The sequence below is a fragment of the Cyanobium sp. NIVA-CYA 375 genome (genome assembly GCF_056108345.1).
Genome location: NZ_JBSYHW010000299.1, coordinates 1 through 818 on the forward strand (window position 1 = coordinate 1; position 818 = coordinate 818).

1 protein-coding gene is annotated in these 818 nt (G+C 70.3%); it reads right to left on the reverse strand.

Annotated features, from left to right (window positions below; translation table 11 throughout):
* Nucleotides 1-141: 141 nt before the first annotated feature.
* On the reverse strand, nt 142-818 hold a 677-nt coding region (locus tag AC01FP_RS18200; RefSeq protein ID WP_474482232.1), incomplete at its 5' end, for a hypothetical protein.

Below are 818 nucleotides of genomic sequence, written 5' to 3' on the forward strand. Positions count from 1 at the left end.
GTTGGCTTGCCGCAGCCGGTCGAGCCCGTCGTACTGGGGCATCGTGCGCTGGATGCCCTGCTGTTCGTCGCTGATCGACGTCACGTTGCCGTTGGCGTCGTAGGTGTACCGGTCGCGCACCACGCCGGCGTGTTGCCAGACCTAGGGCAGGCCGCGGATGTTCTGCCACATGCCGAAGGCCACGCCGTTGCGCAACACGTAGGAGGCCAGCTGACCGTTGGGGTGGAAGGTGATGCCGGTGGCATGGATGCCCACGGTGCGCGGCGCGCCCCAGGCATCGGGCGTGTAGTTCAGCGGCCCACCCCAGGGGTCGGTGAGGCTGCTGACATGGCCATGTGCGTCGATGCCCCATGCGAAGTCCCAGCCGTGCGTGTCGCCCCAGGTGTAGCGCTCGCTCGTCAGCAGCCGCCGGTTGTTGTAGCCGTAGGTCCAGCCGATCGTGTTCGCCTGGCCACCCGAGGTCACGATCTGCTGCAGCAGCCCGTCGGCCGAGTAGGTCCGCGTGATCGCCTGGCCGCCGTCGCCGTAGGCCGTGGTCCGGAGCCGGTCGCGCAGGTCGTAGCGGTAGTCGATGCGGCGGCCCTGCGGCACCGAGCCGGGGTCGCAGCTCGCGCCGGGCAGGGCCAGTCCGGGCGCGAGCCACTCGAGGTTGCCGGCCTGGTCGTAGCCCTGCAGGGTTGCGCCCGCCTCGGGTTCGATGGTCTTGCAACGCCGGCGGTGCAGGTCGTAGAAGTAGCTGCGGGTCACCGGCTGCACGCCGCTGCCCCCGCGCACGATGCGATCGGGCTGGCCGTCGATGTCGCGGTCGATGACGGTCC